Source organism: Afipia sp. GW822-FHT03D08, assembly GCF_058801645.1.
In genome coordinates this window covers 156951-179364 of record NZ_JBXANK010000002.1, presented here as the reverse complement: position 1 = coordinate 179364, position 22414 = coordinate 156951, and the positions used below count along the sequence as shown (strand labels likewise).

The following is a 22414-nucleotide window of genomic DNA, read 5'->3' as shown; positions in this document are numbered from 1 at the left end:
ACAGCTTACGGAGCGATATTGCGCCGCACAACTTAGCTTCCGGTATGGCTGCCAGACGGATTTGCGGCCAAAAACCCGGCTGCTTGATGTCGCGCCAGACGTGCCATTTCCATCAGCATGGCTTCGCCTGCATCGACCAGGTGCTCAAACGTCATCCGGCCCGGCGCGTGGCGCTCGGTGGAACTTCGAGGCACAAGCGGAACATGGACGAAGTTCGCGAGGCGAGGGCCGCCCTCAACATGGGTCGCCTCGATCGCCCGCCAGCTTAGATAATTGCAGAGATAATATCCTGCGCTCAGAGAGGGGCGGGCGTCCACGCCTGTCAGTTGCGCCGCGCGCAGCAGACGCTGCGTGTGCGGTCCGAAGCGCCGTGTGGAATCTGAATTCGCCACGATGGTGCGGCTTCGCACCTCCGTGTGTTCGGCATCGGGCCATATCTGGGTGACGGTGTTGCGCGCGCGGGTTTCGAGGCGGAGGAACGGCGTGCGCGTCGCAAGCCCGAACATCAGAAGCGCATCGGGGCGATGCGTTTCAATCAGCACCGGAAGCTGCCGATCCACCGCGCTGTAGGTTACCGGGAAGACATGTCCGATCCGCTCGATGCCGTCGAACATGGGGCGGCGCAGGCGAAGCAGCCGCTCGACAAGTTTTTCGGTCGGATTGTAGGGGGCGCCCGGAAAGGGGCGAAAGCCGGTGATCAGGATACGCGGCTTCGCGCCCATCATCGCTCCAGCAGCGCTGTAATTGTGTCCGCAGCGACTGCGGGCGTCATGCGGCCGTTGGCCACTGCGGCTTCGGTTTGCTTGACCTTGGCGCGGATGACGGGATCGGAGCGTAGCCGCGCGTGGAGCCGATCCTCGAGGATGGTGTACATCCATTTGACCTGCTGTTGCCGCCGCCGTGTCTCGAAGTCGCCGCACGCGATCATGGCGGTCCGATGCGCGAGAATTTTCTCCCACAGCCCCTCGATCCCGTCGCCTGTCAGTGCGGAATAGGTGAGGACCGGCGGAAACCAGTGTTCCGAGCGCGGCGCGAGAATGTGAAGCGCGGCGTTGTATTCGGCAGCGGCCGCTTTCGCGCGTTTGAGATTGTCGCCATCGGCCTTGTTGACGGCGATCATGTCGGCAAGCTCGACAAGGCCCTTCTTGATGCCCTGCAATTCGTCGCCAGCGCCCGGCAACATCAGCGCCAGGAAGAAATCCGTCATGTCGCAGACGGCGGTTTCCGATTGTCCGATTCCGACGGTTTCCACCAGCACCACGTCGAATCCGGCAGCTTCGCAGAGCAGCATCGCTTCGCGCGTTTTTGCAGCGACACCGCCGAGCGTGCCCGATGACGGGGAAGGGCGGATGAAGGCATTGTCTTCGGCGGAGAGCCGCGCCATCCGCGTCTTATCGCCGAGGATCGAGCCGCCGGTGCGCGCCGATGAAGGATCGACCGCGAGCACCGCGACCTTGTGGCCCTTGGCGATCAGCGCCATGCCGAGCGCATCGATGGTGGTGGATTTGCCGACGCCCGGCGAGCCGGTGATGCCGACACGCATCGCGCTGCCTGTCAGCGGCAGCAATTCCTGAACCAGATCGCGCGCCTGCGCCTGATGGTCGGCGCGGCGGCTTTCGATCAGCGTGATCGCGCGTGCCAGTGCAGCGCGGTCACCGGAGCGAATGCCATCGGCGAGATGGAGCGAGGCTTTCGGGGAAGCTGTCACCGGGGCCATACGCGGTGTTGTTTCAATCGCCGCTCACTCCGCCGCTTCGCTGGAATGCCCGAGCCGCACGTTGAGTTTGCGGATCAGTTCCTCGGCGGCGTCCGCGATGACCGTGCCGGGCGGGAAGATCGCCTCGGCGCCAGCCTTGTAAAGGGCATCGTAGTCCTGCGGCGGGATCACGCCGCCGACGATGATCATGATGTCTTCGCGGCCGCGCTTCTTGAGCGCTTCCTTCAACTCCGGAACGGCTGTGAGGTGAGCCGCGGCGAGCGACGACAAGCCGAGCATGTGAACGTCGTTTTCGACGGCTTGCCGCGCCGCCTCGTCGGCGGTGGCGAACAGCGGCCCGATGTCGACGTCGAAGCCGACGTCGGCGAAGGCCGACGCGATGACCTTCTGTCCGCGATCGTGACCGTCCTGACCGATCTTCGCGACCAGAATGCGCGGGCGGCGGCCTTCCGCATCCTCGAAGGCATCGATAAGAGCCTGCAATTTTTCGACCCGGTCCGACATGGTGGCGGCCTCGCGCTTGTAAACGCCGGTGATGGATTTGATTTCGGCACGGTGACGACCGAACACCTTTTCCATCGCATCGGAAATTTCGCCGACCGTGGCCTTGGCGCGCGCCGCGTCGATGGCCAGCGCGAGCAGGTTGCCGTTGCCTTCGCCCGCGCTGCGGGTCAGCGCTGCAAGCGCTGCATCGACATCCGCCTGTTTTCGTTCGGAACGAAGGCGCGCCAGCTTGTCGATTTGCAGGCGGCGCACGGTGGAATTCTCGACCTTGAGAACGTCGATCGGTGCTTCATTTTCAGGCTTGTATTTGTTGACGCCGATCACGGCCTGCTTCCCTGCGTCGATGCGCGCCTGGGTTTTGGCCGAGGCTTCCTCGATCCGCAGTTTCGGTACACCGGCCTCAATGGCCTTCGCCATGCCGCCGAGTTCCTCGACTTCCTGAATATGCGCCCAGGCCTTGGCGGCGAGGTCGTGCGTGAGCCGCTCGACATAATAGGAGCCGCCCCACGGATCGATGATCCGCGTGGTGCCGCTTTCCTGTTGCAGGAACAATTGCGTGTTGCGGGCAATGCGCGCGGAGAAATCTGTCGGCAGCGCCAGCGCCTCGTCGAGCGCGTTGGTGTGCAGCGACTGGGTGTGACCTTGCGTTGCGGCCATCGCCTCGATGTTGGTGCGGACCACGTTGTTGAACACATCCTGCGCGGTCAGCGACCATCCGGATGTCTGGCAATGGGTGCGCAGCGACAGCGAGCGTGGATCCTTCGGATTGAACGGCTTCAGCAGCTTGGCCCACAGCAGCCGGGCCGCGCGCATCTTGGCGACTTCCATGAAGAAGTTCATGCCGATGGCCCAGAAGAACGACAGTCGGGGGGCGAAGCGATCGACATCGAGGCCGGCGGCCAATCCGGCGCGGAGATATTCGACGCCATCGGCGAGCGTGTAGGCGAGTTCGAGATCCTGCGTCGCGCCGGCTTCCTGCATGTGGTAGCCGGAAATCGAAATCGAATTGTACTTCGGCATCTTCTGCGACGTGTATGCGAAGATATCCGAGATGATCCGCATCGAGGGAGCCGGCGGATAGATGTAGGTGTTGCGCACCATGAATTCTTTGAGAATGTCGTTCTGGATGGTGCCCGAAAGTTTCTCCGGCGGCACGCCCTGTTCCTCGGCGGCAGCCACGAACAGCGCGAGGATCGGCAGCACCGCGCCGTTCATGGTCATCGACACGCTCATCTGGTCGAGCGGGATGCCTGCGAACAGCGTACGCATGTCGTAGATGGAGTCGATGGCGACGCCCGCCATGCCGACGTCGCCGGAAACGCGCGGATGGTCGGAGTCATAGCCGCGGTGGGTGGCGAGATCGAACGCGACCGAAAGGCCCTTCTGGCCGGCTGCGAGGTTGCGGCGATAGAAGGCGTTGGAATCTTCCGCCGTCGAGAAGCCGGCGTACTGACGCACGGTCCATGGCTGATTGACATACATGGTCGGGTAGGGACCGCGCAGGAATGGCGCGATGCCGGGCCATGTGTCGAGGAAATCGATGCCGTTGAGATCGGCTTCGCTGTAGCTCGGTTTGACGAGAAGACCCTCGGGCGTAAGCCACGGCTGCGCGTTGCTTTCGCTGCCCTTCACGGCCGCGGGCTCGAATGCAACGTCGGCGAAGTTCGGTATGCGGGTCATTCTGCTGTCTCAAGTTTTGCGCGATCAGAGCGTTGATGCGCAGCTCACGTATTATGGTCCGGATGCTGATAGCTGACAATGCTGCCCGCCTCGGCAGAACCCCATGATTCGGCTGTCGTTTTACCCGGCAGGTTGTGCAGATGGGCGACCCAGGCGAGCTTCGATTCAATGCCAATCTGATAGGTCGGAATCACGCGGTCCGGGCGATCGAAAGCGCCGGTCAGAAGCTCGATCACCGAGCCATTCAGCTTGCGATAGCTCAGCGGTGTTCCGCAGGCCTTGCAAAAATCACGTTCAGCTATCGATGACGAGCGAAACGTCCCTGGCATACCGCGCGCCCACGCGAAGTCGCCATGGGGGATTTCAACGAAACAGGCGAATGGTCCGGCCACAGCCTTCTGGCACATCCGGCAATGGCAGACGCTGATCCGCCCCGGATTGCTGTACGACGCAAAGCGCACCGCGCCACATTGGCAACCGCCGGTCAGAACAGGAACTCGTTCCTTCATGGCTTCACCCAATTCGTTCGTAGGCCGCCTTGAGCGTTGCGAGGGCGTCGCCTCCCGCAAAGATAAAATCGCCGACGCCCGCAGTGCGTAGGGGCGCTTCGAGTTCGCCGGGCCGGCCTGCCAGATAGATATGTTTTCCGCCGGCGTCGTGAAGAGCTTTCGCGGCGGCCTCGGCACTCGCGGCATAGACCTTGTCGGACGAGCAGAGGCAGACGAGCGCTGCGCCTGACGACTTGAAAGCCGCAGCGAGCGCCGCCGGATCGGAGAAGCCTTCGGTATCGATGGCCTCGATGCCGCCGGTCTCGAAAAAGCTTTTCGCGAAGGTCGCCCGCGCAGTGAAATCGGCAGCGGTGCCGAGATTGGCCAGAAACATCTTTGGGCGCTTGCCGGTCTTCGACATCTGATCGGAGCGATCGCGCAGCGCCTCGAAAGGTGCTGCGAGCCGAATGGGCGCGAGCGCATCGAACCGGATCACGATGTCATCCGGCAACAGCCCCGTCACCGGTTTGGCATCGAGCACGGCCGGTGTCTTCTCGTGAAGGTTCGGAAACTCGCTGGCTCCGGTCAACACATCCTTGCGCCTGGCGATATTGACGTCGCGCGCGGCGCGAACTGCGGCCACTTTGCCTTGAATGATGTTCTTTTCGAGCGCGGCAAACGGGCCGCCGGCCTTTTCGATATCCTGAAACTGCGTCCATGCGGCTTCGCAAAGCTGCCTGGTGAGTGTTTCGATTCCGCCCGATCCTGCGGCCGGATCGGAAACCTTGTCGAGATTGGATTCTTCCAGCAGCACGAGCTGGGTGTTCCGGGCGATACGGCGTGCGAATGCATCCGGCAGTCCGAGTGCCAGCGTGTGGGGCAGAACATTGATGCTGTTCGCGCCGCCGAGTCCCGCCGAGAACGCTGCGATGGTCGCGCGCAACATGTTCACATCGGGATCGCGCTGTGTGAGCATCCGCCACGCGGTATCCGCGGCAATGAAAAGCGGCTGTGGGGTAAGTCCGCAGCTTTGCTCGACCCGCGCCCAGAGCAGACGCAGCGCACGGAATTTCGCCATGGTGAGAAACTGATCGGCGTCGGCGCTGAGGCGGGCGTAAATCATCCGCCGTGCGTCGTCCAGCGGAATGCCGGCCGCTTCCAGCGCGCGCAGATAGGTGACGCCAACCGCGAGGACGTAAGCCAGTTCCTGTGCTTCCGAACCGCCGGCGTCGTGAATGACACGGCCATCGGCCGGCGCGAAAGGACCCTGAAAGCCCAGCTTCGCAAGCTTCGCAATCTTGTCGCCAAAAACCTTCGCGATGGAGTCCCACGGACCGTGGCTGCTGCCGCGTACTCCGCCGCCGCCAATCGGATCGAGACCGAAGCGGACATTCACAGCCGCGGGGGAAATTTTTCGGGCAGCAAGCAATTCGGCCAGATGCTGCCCCATGTCCCGCGACTGCGGGCCGATCTCCAACTCAATGCCGATGCCGGCGTCGAGATACACGCCGTCGAGTGCGCGTTCCAGCGCTTCCTTGGTCGGCGGCAGTCCGTAGCCGCGCGCGCCGTTGGCTCCGGCGAAGACGAGCGTCAGACCGGTGGCGCCGTTCTCGAGATCATGCAGCGCCTGCGCGTTAGCGCTCGCTGCATCGGGATGATCCACCCGCTGCATGATCTGCCAGGGGCTGCCTGCGGGACGCGCGGGAATGGCGGTCGCATTGCGGGCACGCTCGTAGATCGGATCGATCCGCAGCCCGTCGTAGGTCTTGCCCACCAGCTTATCGAATGGAGCACCCTTGAGAACCCCGTCGGCCAGCTTCCGCCAGTCATCGCGAGTGGCAGGGGCGAAATCAGCCGCTAAGGTCAGGGCATCGGTTTTAGTGGACATTCAGAAGGTTAGCTCCCGGAACGCTATTGGTTGACCGGAAAATGCCATGTGGCGGCGCGCAAGCCAAATGGTTGTTTCAGGCGTTTATTGCAAATCAGGCAAGCGTTCGATGCCATCGGACGAGAGCCGCGCGAGAGCCTGACGCGGGGTCTGCCCCGCGATCGGGCGATCCGGTGCGATTTCGGTTAGCGGCACCAGTACGAAGGCCCGTTCGAACAGGCGAGGGTGCGGCAGCGTCAGCTCCGGCTTGTCGAGGCGGACGTCATCATATGCGATGATGTCGAGGTCGAGCGTGCGTGGCCCCCAGCGCCGCTCATTGGCCCGGTCGCGGCCGAACTTCTTCTCGATCTTGTGCAGCGTGAACAGCAGCGCATGCGGATCGAGGCTGGTTTCGATTTCGATGCAGGCATTGACGAATGGCTCCTGATGTTCGTCGCCCCACGGCGGCGTCGCATAGTCCGACGAACGCGCCACGAGGGCGGCCTGCGTCATGCCGCAAATGTTGGCGATCGCCTTGCCGAAGGTGGCGCGGACATCACCAACATTGCCGCCGAGAGCAATCAAGACGCTCGCCATGGTTTTTTAGGCCCGCGTGCGGGTAATGACGACGCCGACATCGTCGAAGATCGCGGCGATTGGTGCGTGCGGCTTATGGACCGTTACCTTGACCGCGCTGATGCGGACGAAGGCTGCAAGGATCGCTTCCGCCACTGCGCCTGCCGCGCGCTCCAGCAGATAGTAGTTGTGACCTTTGAAGGCTGCGCTCGCGGTCGCCACCACGTCCGAATAGGACACCGTGTCGGCGAGCTTGTCGGTGCGGGAAGACTCTGCGAGATCAATGGATAGTTCGAGGTCGATCACGAACCGCTGGCCGACTTCAGCCTCATGGTCCATAACGCCGTGACGGGCGTGGATCAAAAGTCCCCTGATGAAAATTACGTCGCTCATCGCTTGTCCTCAATTGCCGATGCCACGCGCAGGGCCTGTTTCGTTTCCGCCACGTCGTGCGCGCGGATAATTTTGGCGCCGCGCTGTGCCGCCAGCAGATGCGCTGCAATGGATCCGCCGAGCCGCTGATCCGGTTCGGACGGGCTGACCGACGCGATGAAGCGCTTTCGTGACGCGCCGACCAGCAATGGAAGGCCGAGCTGGCTCAAATCATCGAGCCGCGCCAGCGCGATCATGCTTTGCTCCGGTGTTTTGCCGAAGCCGATGCCGGGGTCGAGCACGATGTTCTCCCGCGGGATATTTGCGTTGGCGGCGATGTCGAGCGAGCGGGTAAAGAATGCCACCATGTCGGCGACAATATCGATGGCGGGATCGACGCTGTCGCGATTGTGCATGACGATCACCGGCGCACCATGATCGGCGATCACCCGCGCTATATCGGGATCGCGTTGCAGGCCCCATACGTCGTTGGCGATGACCGCGCCGTTGCCGAGCGCCCATGCAGCTACCGATGACTTCATGGTGTCGATCGAGACCGGACTCCCGAGGCGAGCGACCGCGGGCAGGACATCCCGTAACCGCTGCAATTCCTCGGCGGCGGTGACCGGTTGCGAGCCGTAGGGGCGGGTGGATTCTGCACCGATATCGAGGATATCCGCACCCTCGGCGATCATGCGTTTCGCCTGTACGAGGGCCCGGTCAGGCTCGATGAACCGGCCGCCGTCGGAGAAGGAATCCGGCGTTATGTTGAGCACGCCCATCACCGCGGGATAGCGCCGCACGAAAAGGGCCCGCAGCACCGGATGATACTGCGAGGCGGCCGGGCTCGATCGGGACGGGGCAGCCATCATGCGGTGGCTTTGCGCGGTCCCCGCTGACGAGTCAAGCGATGGCGGAGGGGATATGGCCCAAGGTGTCGGGGTCTGCCGGATTGGCCGGAGCCGTGGGCCGGTCGTTTCAGTACGAAATCTTCAGCGGCAGCTTGCGGGCGCGCTGGATCAGTTCCGCGACAGATTTGTCCGACGGCAGAACCTGAACGAGTTTGCGCTTGTCGTTGGCTTCTTTCATCGCCTGCGCCAGCCGCTGGGGATTGCGCTGCACGAACTCGCGCACGGTGACCACGCCGGCCGCCCGCAGCAGTTCGGCCTTGGCCTTGCCCATCCCCTTGATGCGCATGCAGTCGGCGATATTCGCCCAGGCCAACAGCTGCTGCTCGCTGAGGCCGGTCTTGGCGGCGAGCGCCTTGCGGCCCTTCGGCGTGCTGGCGCTGTCGAGCAGCGCAGCCGTCGTGCGAATGCCCTGTGCCTTGAGTTTGGCCAGGGCATGCGGACCCAGGCCGTCGATTTTAGAGAGGGGATACGCTGCAAGCGGATTAGACATGAGACTCGAACTTGGAAATGAATTCTTTACGCGAACTTGGAAAGGCCTGGGGTCTCGGCAATGATCGTGCCCATTCCGTCCGCGCCAATTTTGTCGCGGCCAAACCGGAATAGTTCACGTCCGAGACTTTGAATCTCGCTCATGCCAAGACCGAAGCCCGTCAGCTTGGCGCCAAGCGCCATCACACCGCCGCCCAGCATGCTCGCAAGGCCGCCCGTGGAACCGGCAGCAGCGATCGCGGATTCAGCGCCTGGAATCTTTTCGATGAGGGCACGCACTTGATCCACCGGCCCCTCCTTGCGAAGGAACCCCAGGATCGCACCGACGGCCTTTTCAGCCACAGCCCTATCGATGCCGGCTTTTGCAGCCAGAGCGTCAACCAGTTCGTCCATCAAATGCCCCGTGCCCTCCGGTTGATTGCCGGATATTTTGTTTGTGATTTTATCTTGAGCGCGTGCGTTGCGAATTACAAGCTATGCCGCTTTTGGAAACCGCAGTTTGGACGCAATCGATCGTGAAGTGTTGCAGCCATGCAAGACCGTCACTCGTTTTACGAACATTTGCGGTGCTGAAAGCAATAATCGGGGCTATCGCGGCTTCAAATTACGCGGTGAGGCCATATTGGTTTCAATGCGCTGTCCGATTTGGAGCAACCTGCATTGTCAGGATGCCGAGACACGCAAGCCAAGAATTGACGGCGCGTGGTAAGTATTCACTCATTCGTAGCGTCCGGACGCCATATATAATGCGGCGCGGCATCGGCTTGTGCGAAGAGGCGCATTCTGCGGGTTGACCGGCAGGTTCCGTCCTGCAAGATCACGCATGACGCGCGGCCGTAGAGGCAGGCGCACGGAATCGAAAGCCTGCGAGAGGCGAGACATGGCCAAGAAGACGTCCAAGACCGTTTCTGACAAGGCTGTTTCCGACACGAGTGGTTCCTCCTCAAAGGCCGCCCCGGCTGCAACTTCAGCCAGTGGTGGAAGCGTTGCGTCCGCGGACACCGACAAGACAATCTTCATCGGGAAGGGCGATCAGTCAGCGTTTTTGACGCTCGGGCTTGCGAACCGGCATGGTCTCGTGACCGGTGCGACCGGCACCGGCAAGACAGTCACATTGCAGGTCATGGCGGAAGGCTTCGCACGCGCGGGTGTGCCGGTGTTCGCAGCCGACATCAAGGGCGACCTTTCCGGCATCGCGGAAGTGGGGGAGGCCAAGGACTTCATTCTCAGCCGTGCCAAGGATATGGGCCTGCAGTTTCAGCCGGATCAGTTCTCGACGATATTCTGGGACGTGTTCGGCGAGCAGGGCCACCCGGTCCGCGCCACCGTTACTGAAATGGGACCGTTGCTGCTGTCGCAGATGCTGCAGCTCAACGACGTGCAGGAAGGCGTTCTCAACGTCGCGTTCCGCGTCGCCGACGAGCACGGCCTCGCGCTGGTCGATATGAAGGATTTGCGCGCCTTGCTTGATGCCATCGTGCCCGGCTCGGCGAAGGACGACGACGTTGACCCGCTACAGGACATTCGCAAGGCCGCGCAGTCTTTCGGCAATGTCAGCAAAGCGACGGTCGGTACCATCCAGCGCCAGTTGCTGGTGCTGGAAAATCAGGGCGCGGACAAATTTTTCGGCGAACCCGCGCTTCAGCTCAAGGACTTTATGCGGACCGACTCCAGCGGCCGCGGCATGGTCAATATTCTTGTCGCCGACAAGCTGATGTCGAGCCCGAAATTGTATTCGACATTCCTGCTCTGGATGCTCTCGGAACTGTTTGAACAGCTGCCTGAAGTCGGCGATCCGGCAAAGCCCAAACTGGTGTTCTTCTTCGACGAAGCGCATCTGCTGTTCGACGATGCCCCAAAACCCCTGATGGACAAGATCGAGCAGGTTGTGCGCCTGATCCGCTCGAAGGGCGTCGGCGTCTATTTCGTCACGCAAAACCCGATCGATGTGCCGGACAAGATTCTCGCCCAGCTTGGCAACCGCGTACAGCATGCGCTACGCGCCTTCACGCCGCGTGACCAAAAGGCGGTGCAGGCGGCAGCGCAAACCTTCCGGCCAAACCCGGCCCTCGACACGGCCCAAGTCATTATGGAGCTGGGCAAGGGCGAGGCGTTGGTTTCTTTCCTGGAAGGTAACGGTACGCCCGCGATGGTCGAACGTGTGATGATCCGCCCGCCAACGGCACGGATCGGACCGGTCACGCCGGACGAGCGCAAGGCGATCATGAATGCGAGCCCGGTCAAGGGCAAGTACGACACCGCCGTCGATGCGGAAAGCGCATTCGAGATTTTGCAAAAGCGCCTGTCGAATACCGCCGCGCCGGTCGGCACACCCAGTGCTGACGGATCGGAAGGCGGGGGCGTTCTCGGGCAGATCGGCTCGATTGTCGGGACGGTGTTCGGCACCAATACGCCGCGCGGGAAGATGTCGACCGGGCAGGTCATCGCGCGCAGCGTGACGCGTTCGGTGACCAACAAGGTCGCGGGCGATGTTGCAGCCAGCATCGGCAAATCAGTCGGTGGTTCGCTCGGCGGGTCGATTGGCCGTTCCATCGTGAGGAACGTGCTGGGTAGCCTGCTGCGGCGCTGACTACTGCTGCTTGGCAAGCAGTTCGCGAAGTGCATCGATGTATGAATGGGTCCCTGCAAAGGACTCATTCTCTTCGAGGATCAGGATTTTTGCATCGCGTAAGGAGTTCAGATCTTTTTCAGCGAGATTGGTTTGAAGCCGGCGATAGGGCTGGCCGCCGTGCCGGCTGAGGTTCAGATAAAAATATGTGCTGAGCGCCGACAAACAGTTGTCGCGTGCGAGGATTTCCGCTGGCAGGTGAGTGAAACTGCTGCCGACCACCGCGACATTCAGCTTGCTTGACGGATGGTCCGGGCAGGAGGCCGAGTGCTGAAATTTAACCTTCGGCGTGAGATAGGCTGTCGGTGGAAAAAACACATTGATCAGGTCTGCGAGTTCGCGATCGACGCCGCTGGTGACACCGGAAATGGTGTACGTAAAAGTGAACGGCGGCGCGAGGGTCTGGTTGGCCTGCCGGTTGATCTCTTCGGCAATGGCCGTCGCGGCCAAAGCACCGCCGATGTCGTTCCAGTGGGTTCCCCCCTGCGGGAACAGTTCAACCTCGTACTTTCCTCTCAAGGAATGGATCATGGTCGCGGTATCGACCACATTGATACCCGCCTCTCGCAGAAGGTTCACGTACCTCGGAACGAACTCGATCCTCGCCGCAGGCGTGCTCGGGCATGCCTGGAGATTCACAAAATAGTCCGGCAAGTGTGCGACCTTTGACGGTGTGATCAGATAAATGAAAACCGATCCACGCGAGCGGTAATAGTCCTGAACCGCCTTGAGCTTGGGAATAGTCGCACGGGCCCGCGTCTCGACCATGTCTTCGGTGCGATTGCAGTAGTCGTCCAGATAGAATTGTTCGATCAGGTGTCCGTGCGCCCCGCGCACGACGCCGGGCAGTGTTAGTTCTCCGAACAGTTCGAATTTCAGCTCGTTGTTGAAGCGCACCAGCAGCGGACGGATCGGCAGCGCCTGGGTTACACGCTCGGTGATGGCCTTCTGCAGGCTGCCGTCAATCAGGGATGACAGCGACCAGGTCAGCGGCAACTGCCGTGTGACGCCGGCCAGCTTCGGGCCGATCTTGATTTCAAGTTTCGGATGATTTGGTGCAACGGCCAGATTCCATGCGGTCAACAGCGGCAGCAGCACGAGGAGAATGCAGAATGTGGCGCGGACAACGGGGTGTGAGAATGACAGCCGGTTCATGGCATCAGAACCTGAAATAGATAAATGGCTGGAACGGCACCGTCACCGAGCGGGCAATGGCAAAAACGTACAGCATCACGAGCGCCACCGCCGTCACAAGCCGCAGCCAGCCGTGCGTTTTGTAGGCATTTCTGAGCGGCTCGAACAGCATCGTTGCCGGGAACAGCGAGATGATCACTCCGAGTGCAAGCGTGAACGGCACCTCCGCCGGAACAGAGATCGCGGTGTGGGCGGAAGATGAGCCGAACAACGCAGCGAGGAAAGGCCCAAGATGGGCGGGCGATTCAGAACGGAAGATCGCCCAGCCGATCATGACAATAAACAGGGTCACCGCAGTTGCTATGAACGCACCGCAGCGGTCGAGAAGCCTCCGCAGGAACATCCGGTCGAGAGTCAGGAACAATCCGTTGTATGCACCCCACAGCACGAAGTTCCAGCTCGCTCCATGCCAGAGACCGGAGAGCAGGAAGCAGATCCACAAATTGAGATAGGTGCGGGCTTCACCCTCCCGATTTCCTCCGAGCGGGATATAGAGGTAATCGCGGATCCACGTGGTCAGCGAGATGTGCCAGCGCTGCCAGAACTCGGTGATCGAGCGGGAGGCGTAAGGCGAATTGAAATTTTCCCTGAGTGGGATGCCGAACATGCGGGCGAGGCCGATCGCCATGTCGGAATAGCCCGCGAAATCGAAGTAGATCTGGATCGTGAAACACGCGAGCCCGAGCCAGGCCATGCCTGGAGACAGTGTTGAAGGATCTGCGGCAAAAACCTGCGTGGCGAAACTGCCGAGCGGATCGGCAATGAACAATTTTCTTCCCAGCCCGCGCGCGAAGCGCAGAAACCCTTCCTGAAAATCAGTCCAGACCACTGGCGGGGGATACGCAATTGCGTCGCGCATCTCATGGTATTTGAGAATGGGCCCGGCGAGCAGCTTGGGAAAGAACAGCACGAACAGGCAGTAGTCTGAAAACCGGTCGGCCGGTTTCGAGACGCCGCGGTAAGTGTCCACGAGATAGGTGATCTTCTCGAATACGACGAACGACACGCCGATCGGCAGCGCAATGTGCAGCAACGGAATGCGGCCGGCGGAAAAGGGCGACAGGATGAGATTGATGTTCGCGGCAAGAAAATCCGCATACTTGTAGAAAATGAGCAGGCCCAGATTGGCGGCAATCCCGGCCGCCAATGCCAGCTTTCGCGTTCGGGCCGGATTTCCTTCGACGAGATGAAATGACAGCGCGTAGTCGATGGCAGTCGAGAGGAACAGCACCAGCACGAAAGCGGGCTCGCCCCAGATGTAGAACAGCGTGCTCGCAATCAGCAGCGTCCACTTCTTGGCCGATGCGCCGGTCAGAAGCAGATAGAACGCATAGAGCGCCGGAAAGATTGTGAGAAAAAGCGGTTCGTAGAAAAGCATATGCGATCGATGCTCGAGGGCACAAAAGCCGCGAGAAGCGTGATAAAAGATGATAGAGGGTGAAGCAGAAATTGTCGGGCGAGTCCAGTTGGCCGACAATGCCGGCGCATCCCGACCGAGAGGACCAATCGAATATGTCAGCCACACCGCAACTCGCAGCCGTTCTCGACCATATCGACAAGGATTTCGACAACAGCCTGGAGCGGCTGTTCACGCTGCTTCGGATCAAGTCGATTTCGGCCGATCCGGCATTCGCGGACGATTGCAAAAAGGCGGCTGCTCATCTCGCCGCGGACATCGCCTCCATTGGTTTTGCGACCGACGTGCGTCCAACCGCCGGGCATCCGGCGATCGTCGGCAAGAGCAACGGCCAGAGCGGCGCGCATGTCCTGTTTTACGGCCACTACGACGTGCAGCCGGTCGATCCGCTCGATCTTTGGCACCGCCCGCCGTTCGAGCCCATCGTCACCAATCATGCCGATGGCCGGAAGATCATCGTCGCGCGTGGCGCTGAAGACGACAAGGGTCAGTTGATGACTTTCGTTGAAGCCTGCCGCGCATGGAAGAATGTCACGGGCTCACTGCCGCTCAACGTGACGATTCTGATCGAAGGCGAGGAGGAAGTCGGCTCGAAGAATTTCGGACCGTTCCTCGACAGGCACAAGAAGGACCTCGCAGCAGACTTCGTGCTGGTCTGCGACACCGGCATGTGGGACCAGAACACGCCGGCGATCACCACGTCGCTGCGCGGCCTCGTCTATGACGAGGTCAAGATCAAGGCGGCGAACCGCGATCTGCATTCCGGTATTTTCGGTGGCGGCGCGCAAAATCCGATCCGCGTGCTGACCCGCATTCTCGGCAGCATCCACGACGACAACGGCCACATCACCATTCCGGGTTTTTACGACGGCGTGAAAGATCTTCCGGCGGATATTCTCGCGCAGTGGAAGAATCTCAACCTGTCGCCGGAGACATTCCTCAAGCCGATCGGGTTGTCGGTTCCCGCCGGTGAGAAGGACCGGTTGCTGATCGAGCAGGTTTCGTCGCGTCCGACCTGCGACATCAACGGCATCTTCGGCGGCTACACCGGCGAAGGCTCCAAGACAGTCATCCCCGCGCACGCATCGGCGAAAGTCTCGTTCCGTCTGGTGGAGGGACAGGACCCGGAGAAAATCCGCAAAGCCTTCCGGGATTTCGTCACCTCGCGTCTGCCTGCGGACTGCTCGGCTGAGTTCATCGATCACGCCGGCGCGCCGGCAATCGCGCTCGACTGGGGCATGAAGCCGCTGGCGGCGGCAAAGCATGCGCTGACCGATGAATGGGGCAAAGACGCGCTGTTGATCGGGTCCGGTGCATCGATTCCGATTGTTGCGGATTTCAAGAAGACGCTTGGACTCGACACGGTGCTGATCGGGTTCGGCCTCGAGGATGACAACATCCACTCGCCGAACGAGAAGTACGACCTGAAGAGCTTCCACAAGGGTATCCGCTCGTGGGCGCGCATTCTTGCGGCGTTTGCCGACACCCCGCGCTGAGGCGGTCGATGCTGAAGCATCCGCCAAACGCAAAAACGCCGCCCGGAATTGGGCGGCGTTTTTAGTCTCTGTCAGTGTAGAGGCTGACGGATGGAATCTATATCCGAGGCCGATCCTGTCAAGTCTTGTAGCTTGGATCGAGCCGGTCGAGCTTGCGCAGCAGCGGCGGCCAGACGAGCTTGGTTGAGCGCAGTTCCGAACGATCCGGGTCACTGACCAGCTTTTCGTTTTTCTCGATCACAAGCTTTTCGACCGGGTAAGCGGTCGGCCCGAGCATGCGGGTGCGGACCTGCATCGTGCAGGCGCGCTCAAGATGAAACATGCGCTCGAATGCGGAAGCGACTGAACGTCCGACTGTCAGCGTGCCGTGATTGCGCAGCAAGAGATGGTTCTTGGTGCCGAGATCCTTCTGGATGCGCGGGCGTTCGTCGTGGTCGAGCGCAATCCCTTCGTAGTCGTGATAGGCGAGGTCGCCGGTGACGAGCTGGGCGGTCTGGTTCAGCGGCAACAGCCCTTCCATGCAGCTTGCAACCGCGGTGCCGTCGGGCGTGTGAAGGTGCAGAACGCAGCCGGCGTCCTCGCGAACTTCGTGGATCGCCGAGTGAATGGTGAAGCCGGCGGGATTGATGCTGTATTCGCTCTGGGTGAGCTGGTTGCCGTCGAGGTCGACCTTCACCAGGCTCGATGCGGTGATCTCGTCGAACATCAGGCCATAGGGATTGATCAGGAAGTGATGTTCTGGACCGGGGACGCGGGCGGAGATGTGCGTATCCACCAGATCATCCCAGCCATAATACGCAACAAGGCGATAGGCCGCGGCGAGATTGACGCGCTGCTCCCACTCACCGGGAACCATGTTGGATTGGACTTCCTTGAGACGTGCTTCAGCCGGTGACATGGCGATTTTCTCCCGCGATTTGTTTTGATCTTGCTCGGGGAGGAGCCTAGTCCCGGGATACCGCTATCGCAACATGCGACGCCCGCAGGGGCGCCATGCCGCGAACCCGAAACGGGCAGGGATCAGGGTGCCGGAATAGTGAGCAGGCTGGCGATGCTCTTGCCGCGGATGTCGTACACCCGCGCGAACACCACGTCGTCACGCTTGATTTCGACCACAACCGGCGCGTTCAGTCCCTTGCAGTAGAACTCGCCCAGCGTCATGGCGAAATCCGCGGCCTGGCTGTCCCAGCCGATGGTGAAATCGGGGCCAAGTGCGACCTGTGCCGGACGCTGCGGACCGCACACCGCGACACGCCACTTGCGGTTCCGGGGCGCAGGCTCCTGACGCTCCTCGATCTCCTGCCGCAGCCCCTCGGACGCCTGCTTGAGCGCGAGCCCCCAATAGTCGAGCATGTAGCGGTCGTCGGCGGCGCGAACCGTTCCCGCGATGTGGTTGAAGTGCGTGTACTGATAGGGATGCAGCCGGATCATCTCGTTGAGCGGCAGCATCAGCCCCAGCAAGAATACCGCTGCGAACACGGCCTGCGCGGGACGGCTGCGTTCCTTCAGCCAGCCGATGATCGTGGCAAAGGCAACGCCGGCGAGAACGGCCATCGGCGGGATGACAAAGATGAAATGGCGAATGCCGTTGTAAAGCGCCGGACGCTTCACCATCGCGATGATGAGCGGAAGCGTCGCCGCCAGCGTCAGCATCAGCATAATGCTCTTGCGCCGGGTATCGACGTTGGAGCGCATCAGCGCAACGAATGTGCCGGCGACGGCGGCGCCGAGCAGGCCGAGCAACACTTCGGGAAGCTGGAGTGCGAACAGCGTCGGCAGATACGACCACGGCATGTCCGGCACGGAGACGATCGCGCCGTTGAACAGTTCCTTCCATGGCTTCTCGAAGAAATGCGAGAAGTACGTCAGCGCGCGGAACGGATTGGCGGGGTCGATGATCGACCACGGCCACACGAGGCCCATGATCAGATAGCCCAAAAGTACGCCGGGCAGCAGAACATAAACGACATGACCGAGCCGGTGTGCGGCTTCGCGCAGGCCATGGGTCCGGATGTCGGAAATCCAGATCGGCATAAATCCGATCGCAGCGTAGATCAGCGCCAGTCCGCCGAGGATACGGCAGCCGATCGATAGACCCGCACCCAGACCGATGATCAGGATCGTATGAGGCTTGGGCGACGGATACTCCTGCGCCAGCCTCACCAGCCCGAGCATCAGGATCACCATTGCCACGGCAAAGGGTGCATCCTTCGGATTCATGAACATGTGTCCGTAGAACGTCGGACACAGGGCGAGCAGGACGATCGCTGCGAGACCGGCCACCGGTCCGCCGACGCGCCGCGCCAGCCGCCATGTCACGCCGATGCCGATCAGGCCCACGATGGCGCCGAGAAGGCGCCGCGTCTCGAACAGTTCGAGCGGAATGACTTTGTGCAGGAGCGCGGCCGCCATGTCGAAGCCGCCGCCGTACATGTAGAGGTTGGCGAACGACAGCGCGCTGGTATCGGTGAAGCCGCTGCCGAACATCTTCAGCAGCAGATCGGCATATTCCGCGTGTGTGTAGTCATCCCAGCCCAGACCGTAGTCGCGGAACGTCAGGCCTGCGACGACCGCGAGAACTGCCAGCACGGCAAGCGCAAGATCGTCACACGTCTGCTCGATCGAGCGCCCGGCTGGCGTGTCGAGGGCCGAAGTTGTTATCGATGACATCTCAGCTAATGAATCCAGCCGTTCCCGTGCCTGCATGTTTCCCGGGCAGGCTTTCCCGGGAACCTTGTATCCCAGATCGGTGTTCAGGTAATTGCCAAATATGGCGTATTTTCTCTAATTGCGTTGCAACATTTGCAACCAGGGTAAAACAACCCTGCTCCGAAAGCTTTTTTGCACGCGGGGCAGGTTGGGGTTCTGAACCTGAACGGCGCCTGACCGACGAGGCATCTTTCGTCGAAAAAGCATTCAATTACCAATTGGTAATGCGCTGACTTGAAACTATTATGGAACTCCCCCTGTGAGTCCGCCGGATCCAAACGGACACCGGCAAACCTATCATTCTAGGGGATCCTTTGGTTCTGATATGCGTAAAAGTGCCTAGGAGAGATTCGATCCGAATGTCAGAACCGGATCACTAGCGCGGGTTTGGAGCTTGTAATGATTGCGCTATTGATCGGCGGAACGGTCATCCTCTGCATCGGCCTTCTGACGGTCGTGTTCGGAATTCCGATCAAGGAATTCAGTTTCGGCAACACGATGATCCTGGCCGGGGCGGTGGTGTCCTGCACCGGGCTGGTCCTGATCGGCCTTTATTTCGTTGGCCGGGAATTCCGGAACCTGGCGCGCCGTCTGGAAACCGGTCTGCCGGCGCCAGCCGTGTTGCCGCGCGAGCCGGCCGGTGAGATCGAGCCTTCTGTTCCGCCTATTCGCCCGGCGCGAACCCTGCCTGAACCGCCGCTGACGCCGCGTCCGATGCCCCCAAGGCCCGCCCGCGAAGACACGTTGTTTACCCGCGATCAGCCGCGCGATGGAGCGCAGGACCGGGATGATTTCGGCGACGACAGCCGCGACGATCACGGCCGTGCGCCGCTCGGCGCGCATGAGCCGGCGCCATGGCCGGAGCATCCGGTCACCCGCGCGCGCAATCCTGCGCCTGCCACGGAATCATTCGAGCCTCCGGCGGAAACGCCTGCGCGCCAGCGCCGCAACATCATGTTCTCGTCGCACCGGCGCGATAAGGCGCGCGAGTTGCCCCCGCGCGATCTCTCACCGCAGGACGACAGCGCCGACAGGCCGGCGGCGGAGGATTTCGAGCGTCACGAGCCGGAACCGGAGGCGCGAGGCGCATTCGACAGCGCCTGGCCCAGTTCGCGGCTTGAATCCGATAAGGGGCGGCAGGATTCACCCTTGCCTCGAAATGAACGGAGCGCGCCGCCGCCTGCCTCCGATCATGACGCCCCGGAGCCTGTCCGCGAGCGGTTCCAGCCGCCGCGGCGAGCGGATGCCTCGTCGGTCACTATCGTGAAGTCGGGAGTCGTCGATTCGATGGCGTATTCGCTGTATTCCGACGGATCGATCGAGGCGCAGATGCCTGAAGGCATGGTGCGGTTTGCGTCGATCGACGAACTGCGCGCGCATCTGGATCAGCGCGGCTGATCCCGGCAAACAGACGGCCGTTCCCGAGCGTAAATAAATACACGCCGGTATTCTTGTTGTCCTTGTCAGTGCGGCAGCAAATCTCTCATACTTGCAAGTATAGATGACGTCGAAACTGTCGACAGGCGGCCCTTTGCTTGGGCGCCAGAGCTTTTCGACTGTCATCTGATTTGCGGATTTGAAAGACATCACGATGAGCGAAACCACCCCCAAGGGCTTTGTCGACCTGACCGCTTCGATCGTCTCCGCCTATGTCAGCAACAACGCGACCACCGCGGCTGAAATCCCGGCCCTTATCAGTCAGATTCACGCAGCACTTGTGCGGGTTTCAAACTCCGGCACGGAAGCCCAGGCGGAGCCGGCCAAACCGGCGGTTTCCATCAAGAAGTCGATGACGTCGGAGTACCTCGTGTGTCTGGAAGATGGAAAACGCTTCAAGTCCCTGAAGCGACATCTGCGCTCGCAGTACAACATGAGCCCCGAGCAGTACCGCGAGAAATGGGGCCTTCCGGCCGACTATCCGATGGTGGCCCCGAACTACGCGGTGGCCCGGTCCCAGCTTGCCAAGAAGATGGGTCTTGGCCAGCAGCGCCGGCGCCGGAAATAGGGCCTGAAAACTACAGGCTTGCCACAGCTTAGGAATAATTCCACATTTGAGATTCCCGGAGTCAAGTCCGGACGGCTGTTATATTTTTTCGGGGATCGCTATCCCCGCTGTTGGCATCGTCGCTAGGATATAGGTATAAAATCCTAGTGAGGTTTCGATGCTCGATTTCCAGCCGCCTGCTCTCCCTTTTTCTCCGCCGCAATCCAGCACCGGTGAACCGCATCCGAACGAGATCTGCCGTTTGGTTGCGGCCTGTGTCGCACTGGATTTCGGTCTCGACGCTGCCGCTCTTGAAACCGGTCTGCGCGGTTCTCAGCGCATGGCCTTCGCGCGGCAGATCGCGATGTACCTCGCCCATATCGGCTTTGGGCTCAGTTTCGAGATCATCGGACACGCCTTCGGACGCGACCGGACCACCGTCGCCCATGCATGCCGCGTCGTGGAAGATGGCCGCGACGACATCTGGTTCGATTGCCGTGTCGCGACACTCGAACTGATCTGCCGCGCGGCGGCCGGCGGAGACGTCCGATGAAGCGGCAGGACAGCAAGACCCGGCAATCGGCCACGCAGGTTCCCGGTGACGCGGTTGACGTGTTCCGAGCACAGCATCTCGACCTCGCAACGCGCGATCTTATGACGGAGACCGGCGTGACCCAGGTCCTTGTGAATGACAGCGAAAGCCCGCTGGCGTGGCTGGCGCGCCGCAAAGGACGTGATGGGCGCGCCATGATCGGACCGGATCAGTTCATCGCGGGTGAACGCCTGCGCGCGGATTTCACCCGCGGACACATGACGCCGCGCGTGACGTCGAGCTGGACCGGTATCGGCCGGACGAAAGGATCGGGCGGCGGCAGCGACATGACGGATCTGATCGTTGCGTCGCGCCAGCGCGTGCGTCTGGCGCTGGAAGCCTGCGGACCGGAATTCTCCGGGCTTCTGCTCGATGTCTGCTGCTTTTTGCGAGGACTCGAGGATGTCGAGCGTGAGCGCGGCTGGCCGTCACGTTCGGCCAAGGTTGTGCTGCAGCTGGCGCTCGACCGGCTGGCGCGTCATTACGGATTGCGCAGCGATGCGCACGGCACCGGCGGTTCGATCAGGACCTGGCTTGCGGATGACGCGGCTTTCACGCCGTAGTTATCTTAAGAGGCAGAAGCGAGCGTTTCGCGGGCGTCGTTCTTGATCCGCTCCACCATGGCGCGCAGCCCATTGGAGCGCTGCGGCGTCAGGTGTTCGCGAAATCCGAACTCGTCGAAGATCGAGATCGGATCGGTGTCCAGGATTTCGCGCGCCGTCTTGCCGGACTGGATTGTCAGCAGGATCGCGATCAGTCCGCGCACGATATGCGCATCGCTGTCGCCCTTGAAATTCAGCACCGGCTCGTCGCCGCTGCGGTCGATGTCACGCGACAGCCAGACTTGGCTGGCGCAGCCCTGAACCTTGTTCTGCGGGGAATGCTCGGCATCGGACATCGGGGCCAGCGTGCGGCCAAGCTCGATGACATAGCGGTAGCGGTCGTCCCACTCATCGAGCAGTTCGAAATTGTCCCTGATTTCGTCGATGGTCATGGCGGTCCGCGTGCTCATATCAAAAGGTCTCGTCCGAGCCTTATATGAGATCGCGAGACATCGATAGCTATAAGTTCCGGGCCTTTTTCGGCCCGGAATCGCCTGTCGGTGGTCTTATGGACCCGCCGGTCCCCCGGCTGGCGGCTGCCAGTCGATCGCAAGGTCGTCCTGCGTCAACGTCTGATGCACGACCGCCGCGATCTCCGGTCCGCCGACCTCGCTGTCATCCGGCGTGCCAATGGAGCCGGTGTGATCAGGTGCTTTTTTGCCGGCCTTGTCGAGGGGATCAGGCGCCTTCTTTTCGTTCTTCTCGGCCTTGTCGGTGATGAACTGATAAACCTTCTTGGCGCCGGACTGCGCGCGTTCGCCGATCACCGTCGCCGCCTGTCCGCCCACGGTACATGCCGCCGGCTGACGGTTGCAGAACTGGCTCATGTCGGACACGGCCGCGGTGGCTGCCGAAATAGCTTCCGACGCGCCGATCTGCGGACCCTTGTCCGAATCGGGCGTCTTGTCGGTCGGGAGCAGCACAAGCACCAGCCCCAGCCAGAACGCCATGCGAAGGAGGAAAAACATCTCACACCCCGTTAGTCGCTTTCACCGGAGTGGCTTCACACAATGAAGCACTCCGCCCCGTTGCGATTGATCTCGCAATCATCCCGTGTCGTATCAGACGCGGATAAATCTCCGGTTCTTGCGCTGTCTAAAATTTGAATGGTTTGATTTGGCGTAAATTTTCGATTGATAAGAGCAATATTTCGCTTCGAATGACGCGGCTGTGGCCGCGGCCCATGC

The 22414-nt window shown here is 61.3% G+C and carries 22 protein-coding genes; 6 read left to right on the top strand and 16 right to left on the bottom strand.

From position 1 onward, the window contains the following. Positions 1-32: 32 nt before the first annotated feature. The 10 genes from AC1RM7_RS15945 to AC1RM7_RS15900 form a co-directional block, all read right to left on the bottom strand. Positions 33-722 carry a pyroglutamyl-peptidase I gene (locus AC1RM7_RS15945; RefSeq protein WP_492839342.1) on the bottom strand — a complete coding sequence of 230 codons (690 nt, stop codon included), beginning with the start codon at positions 720-722 and terminating at the stop codon, positions 33-35. Continuing rightward, on the bottom strand, positions 722-1717 hold the full coding sequence (gene meaB / locus AC1RM7_RS15940; RefSeq protein WP_024921696.1) for a methylmalonyl Co-A mutase-associated GTPase MeaB: 996 nt from the start codon (positions 1715-1717) through the stop codon (positions 722-724). Before meaB ends, AC1RM7_RS15945 begins: the two co-directional genes overlap by 1 nt. A gap of 24 nt (positions 1718-1741) precedes the next feature. After that, the gene (scpA, locus tag AC1RM7_RS15935) at positions 1742-3901 is read right to left on the bottom strand and encodes a methylmalonyl-CoA mutase (protein WP_024921695.1); all 2160 of its coding nucleotides are present in this window, start codon (positions 3899-3901) and stop codon (positions 1742-1744) included. A 44-nt stretch (positions 3902-3945) separates the two neighbouring features. Next, positions 3946-4410 carry a GFA family protein gene (locus tag AC1RM7_RS15930; RefSeq protein WP_024921694.1) on the bottom strand — a complete coding sequence of 155 codons (465 nt, stop codon included), beginning with the start codon at positions 4408-4410 and terminating at the stop codon, positions 3946-3948. A 4-nt stretch (positions 4411-4414) separates the two neighbouring features. Continuing rightward, a complete protein-coding gene (locus tag AC1RM7_RS15925; protein ID WP_024921693.1) occupies positions 4415-6277 on the bottom strand; it encodes a methylmalonyl-CoA mutase family protein in 1863 nt (620 codons plus the stop codon). A gap of 84 nt (positions 6278-6361) precedes the next feature. Further along, positions 6362-6853, bottom strand: coding sequence for a 2-amino-4-hydroxy-6-hydroxymethyldihydropteridine diphosphokinase (gene folK / locus AC1RM7_RS15920; RefSeq protein WP_006019805.1), 492 nt, complete (start codon positions 6851-6853; stop codon positions 6362-6364). Between the two features lie 6 nt (positions 6854-6859). Beyond that, positions 6860-7225 (bottom strand): dihydroneopterin aldolase, encoded by a 366-nt coding sequence (gene folB / locus AC1RM7_RS15915; protein WP_006019806.1) that lies wholly within the window; start codon positions 7223-7225, stop codon positions 6860-6862. Next, positions 7222-8076 carry a dihydropteroate synthase gene (folP, locus tag AC1RM7_RS15910; RefSeq protein ID WP_024921692.1) on the bottom strand — a complete coding sequence of 285 codons (855 nt, stop codon included), beginning with the start codon at positions 8074-8076 and terminating at the stop codon, positions 7222-7224. The genes folB and folP overlap by 4 nt, the downstream gene beginning before the upstream one ends. Positions 8077-8182: 106 nt before the next feature. Beyond that, positions 8183-8605 (bottom strand): DUF4332 domain-containing protein, encoded by a 423-nt coding sequence (locus tag AC1RM7_RS15905; RefSeq protein ID WP_006019808.1) that lies wholly within the window; start codon positions 8603-8605, stop codon positions 8183-8185. Positions 8606-8631: 26 nt separating this feature from the next. Next, positions 8632-8997 carry a hypothetical protein gene (locus AC1RM7_RS15900; RefSeq protein ID WP_024921691.1) on the bottom strand — a complete coding sequence of 122 codons (366 nt, stop codon included), beginning with the start codon at positions 8995-8997 and terminating at the stop codon, positions 8632-8634. Positions 8998-9484: 487 nt separating this feature from the next. On the opposite strand from AC1RM7_RS15900, the gene AC1RM7_RS15895 reads away from it, so the two are divergent. Continuing rightward, positions 9485-11194: a helicase HerA-like domain-containing protein gene (locus AC1RM7_RS15895; RefSeq protein WP_024921690.1), complete on the top strand. Its 1710-nt coding sequence runs from the start codon at positions 9485-9487 to the stop codon at positions 11192-11194. On the opposite strand, the gene AC1RM7_RS15890 is transcribed toward AC1RM7_RS15895, so the two are convergent. Further along, positions 11195-12388, bottom strand: coding sequence for an alginate O-acetyltransferase AlgX-related protein (locus AC1RM7_RS15890; RefSeq protein ID WP_024921689.1), 1194 nt, complete (start codon positions 12386-12388; stop codon positions 11195-11197). It lies immediately after the preceding gene. Between the two features lie 4 nt (positions 12389-12392). Then, on the bottom strand, positions 12393-13805 hold the full coding sequence (locus tag AC1RM7_RS15885) for an MBOAT family O-acyltransferase (RefSeq protein WP_024921688.1): 1413 nt from the start codon (positions 13803-13805) through the stop codon (positions 12393-12395). A gap of 134 nt (positions 13806-13939) precedes the next feature. On the opposite strand from AC1RM7_RS15885, the gene AC1RM7_RS15880 reads away from it, so the two are divergent. Continuing rightward, entirely contained in the window at positions 13940-15340 is a 1401-nt protein-coding gene (locus tag AC1RM7_RS15880; protein ID WP_024921687.1) for a M20/M25/M40 family metallo-hydrolase, read from the top strand. Positions 15341-15458: 118 nt separating this feature from the next. Here AC1RM7_RS15880 and AC1RM7_RS15875 read toward each other — a convergent pair whose 3' ends face one another. Both AC1RM7_RS15875 and AC1RM7_RS15870 read right to left on the bottom strand, forming a co-directional pair. Next, entirely contained in the window at positions 15459-16238 is a 780-nt protein-coding gene (locus AC1RM7_RS15875; protein WP_006019814.1) for a class II aldolase/adducin family protein, read from the bottom strand. Between the two features lie 122 nt (positions 16239-16360). After that, positions 16361-18010 (bottom strand): ArnT family glycosyltransferase, encoded by a 1650-nt coding sequence (locus AC1RM7_RS15870; protein ID WP_024921686.1) that lies wholly within the window; start codon positions 18008-18010, stop codon positions 16361-16363. Positions 18011-18448: 438 nt separating this feature from the next. Here AC1RM7_RS15870 and AC1RM7_RS15865 point away from each other — a divergent pair, with 438 nt between their 5' ends. The 4 genes from AC1RM7_RS15865 to AC1RM7_RS15850 all read left to right on the top strand — a co-directional run bounded on the left by AC1RM7_RS15865 (position 18449) and on the right by AC1RM7_RS15850 (position 21188). Next, positions 18449-19447: a hypothetical protein gene (locus tag AC1RM7_RS15865; RefSeq protein WP_024921685.1), complete on the top strand. Its 999-nt coding sequence runs from the start codon at positions 18449-18451 to the stop codon at positions 19445-19447. A gap of 193 nt (positions 19448-19640) precedes the next feature. Continuing rightward, complete coding sequence (locus AC1RM7_RS15860) at positions 19641-20054, top strand: Ros/MucR family transcriptional regulator (RefSeq protein WP_006019817.1); 414 nt, start codon at positions 19641-19643, stop codon at positions 20052-20054. A 157-nt stretch (positions 20055-20211) separates the two neighbouring features. After that, positions 20212-20586 (top strand): helix-turn-helix domain-containing protein, encoded by a 375-nt coding sequence (locus tag AC1RM7_RS15855; protein WP_024921684.1) that lies wholly within the window; start codon positions 20212-20214, stop codon positions 20584-20586. Then, entirely contained in the window at positions 20583-21188 is a 606-nt protein-coding gene (locus tag AC1RM7_RS15850) for a DUF6456 domain-containing protein (RefSeq protein WP_024921683.1), read from the top strand. Before AC1RM7_RS15855 ends, AC1RM7_RS15850 begins: the two co-directional genes overlap by 4 nt. A gap of 5 nt (positions 21189-21193) precedes the next feature. Here the strand turns inward: AC1RM7_RS15850 and AC1RM7_RS15845 are convergent, their stop codons facing one another. Both AC1RM7_RS15845 and AC1RM7_RS15840 read right to left on the bottom strand, forming a co-directional pair. Next, entirely contained in the window at positions 21194-21619 is a 426-nt protein-coding gene (locus AC1RM7_RS15845; RefSeq protein ID WP_024921682.1) for a SufE family protein, read from the bottom strand. 114 nt (positions 21620-21733) lie between these two features. Next, complete coding sequence (locus AC1RM7_RS15840) at positions 21734-22195, bottom strand: DUF5330 domain-containing protein (RefSeq protein ID WP_006019821.1); 462 nt, start codon at positions 22193-22195, stop codon at positions 21734-21736. Positions 22196-22414 lie beyond the last annotated feature (219 nt).

Bases quoted from the DNA above. Each gene is read 5' to 3' on its own strand.
- AC1RM7_RS15905 (WP_006019808.1), bottom strand. From the start codon at position 8,605: ATGTCTAATCCGCTTGCAGCGTATCCCCTCTCTAAAATCGACGGCCTG.
- AC1RM7_RS15860 (WP_006019817.1), top strand. From the start codon at position 19,641: ATGAGCGAAACCACCCCCAAGGGCTTTGTCGACCTGACCGCTTCGATC.
- AC1RM7_RS15945 (WP_492839342.1), bottom strand. From the start codon at position 722: ATGGGCGCGAAGCCGCGTATCCTGATCACCGGCTTTCGCCCCTTTCCG.
- scpA (WP_024921695.1), bottom strand. From the start codon at position 3,901: ATGACCCGCATACCGAACTTCGCCGACGTTGCATTCGAGCCCGCGGCC.
- AC1RM7_RS15840 (WP_006019821.1), bottom strand. From the start codon at position 22,195: ATGTTTTTCCTCCTTCGCATGGCGTTCTGGCTGGGGCTGGTGCTTGTG.
- meaB (WP_024921696.1), bottom strand. From the start codon at position 1,717: ATGGCCCCGGTGACAGCTTCCCCGAAAGCCTCGCTCCATCTCGCCGAT.
- AC1RM7_RS15845 (WP_024921682.1), bottom strand. From the start codon at position 21,619: ATGACCATCGACGAAATCAGGGACAATTTCGAACTGCTCGATGAGTGG.
- AC1RM7_RS15890 (WP_024921689.1), bottom strand. From the start codon at position 12,388: ATGAACCGGCTGTCATTCTCACACCCCGTTGTCCGCGCCACATTCTGC.
- AC1RM7_RS15925 (WP_024921693.1), bottom strand. From the start codon at position 6,277: ATGTCCACTAAAACCGATGCCCTGACCTTAGCGGCTGATTTCGCCCCT.
- AC1RM7_RS15930 (WP_024921694.1), bottom strand. From the start codon at position 4,410: ATGAAGGAACGAGTTCCTGTTCTGACCGGCGGTTGCCAATGTGGCGCG.
- AC1RM7_RS15900 (WP_024921691.1), bottom strand. From the start codon at position 8,997: ATGGACGAACTGGTTGACGCTCTGGCTGCAAAAGCCGGCATCGATAGG.
- AC1RM7_RS15870 (WP_024921686.1), bottom strand. From the start codon at position 18,010: ATGTCATCGATAACAACTTCGGCCCTCGACACGCCAGCCGGGCGCTCG.
- folP (WP_024921692.1), bottom strand. From the start codon at position 8,076: ATGATGGCTGCCCCGTCCCGATCGAGCCCGGCCGCCTCGCAGTATCAT.
- AC1RM7_RS15865 (WP_024921685.1), top strand. From the start codon at position 18,449: ATGATTGCGCTATTGATCGGCGGAACGGTCATCCTCTGCATCGGCCTT.
- AC1RM7_RS15875 (WP_006019814.1), bottom strand. From the start codon at position 16,238: ATGTCACCGGCTGAAGCACGTCTCAAGGAAGTCCAATCCAACATGGTT.
- folB (WP_006019806.1), bottom strand. From the start codon at position 7,225: ATGAGCGACGTAATTTTCATCAGGGGACTTTTGATCCACGCCCGTCAC.
- AC1RM7_RS15880 (WP_024921687.1), top strand. From the start codon at position 13,940: ATGTCAGCCACACCGCAACTCGCAGCCGTTCTCGACCATATCGACAAG.
- AC1RM7_RS15855 (WP_024921684.1), top strand. From the start codon at position 20,212: ATGCTCGATTTCCAGCCGCCTGCTCTCCCTTTTTCTCCGCCGCAATCC.
- AC1RM7_RS15885 (WP_024921688.1), bottom strand. From the start codon at position 13,805: ATGCTTTTCTACGAACCGCTTTTTCTCACAATCTTTCCGGCGCTCTAT.
- AC1RM7_RS15850 (WP_024921683.1), top strand. From the start codon at position 20,583: ATGAAGCGGCAGGACAGCAAGACCCGGCAATCGGCCACGCAGGTTCCC.
- AC1RM7_RS15895 (WP_024921690.1), top strand. From the start codon at position 9,485: ATGGCCAAGAAGACGTCCAAGACCGTTTCTGACAAGGCTGTTTCCGAC.
- folK (WP_006019805.1), bottom strand. From the start codon at position 6,853: ATGGCGAGCGTCTTGATTGCTCTCGGCGGCAATGTTGGTGATGTCCGC.